This is a genomic window from Micromonospora sp. DT44 (genome assembly GCF_049841635.1).
Classification (GTDB): Bacteria; Actinomycetota; Actinomycetes; order Mycobacteriales; family Micromonosporaceae; genus Micromonospora.
Genome location: NZ_JBNCKS010000167.1, coordinates 1 through 575, shown reverse-complemented (window position 1 = coordinate 575; position 575 = coordinate 1). Strand labels below are relative to the sequence as shown.

The following is a 575-nucleotide window of genomic DNA, read 5'->3' as shown; positions in this document are numbered from 1 at the left end:
GGTTGTCGGGCAAGGTGTTGGACGTTTCCGGCCGTTCGACCGCCAATGGTGGGGCGATCGTGCAGTGGTCCGACAACAACGGCACCAACCAGCAGTTCCGCCTGGCCGACTCGGACAGTGGCTACGTGCGGTTGATCAACCGCAACAGCAACAAGGTCATGGAGGTGCAGGGCGCCTCGACGGCCGACGGCGGCAACATCGTGCAGTACGACGACTGGAACGGCACCAACCAGCAGTGGCAGCTCGTCCGCGTCGACGGCGGTGGTAACCCGACCACGCCGCCGCCCACCACGCCGCCCCCGGGTGGCACCTGTGACCTGCCGTCGTCGTACCGCTGGTCGTCCACCGGGGCGTTGGCGCAGCCGAAGTCGGGCTGGGTGTCACTCAAGGACTTCACCGTCGCCCCCTACAACGGCCAGCAGCTCGTCTACGCCACCACCCACGACTTCGGATCGTCCTGGGGCTCGATGAACTTCGGCCTGTTCACCAACTGGTCCCAGATGGGCTCGGCCAGCCAGAACACCATGAACAGCGGCACCGTCGCACCGACCCTGTTCTACTTCGCGCCCAAGAAC

1 protein-coding gene is annotated in these 575 nt (G+C 65.9%); it reads left to right on the top strand.

What is annotated here, in order from left to right:
- A partial coding sequence (locus ACLQ25_RS32800) for a non-reducing end alpha-L-arabinofuranosidase family hydrolase (RefSeq protein WP_425734603.1) occupies nucleotides 1-575 on the top strand: 575 nt, incomplete at both ends.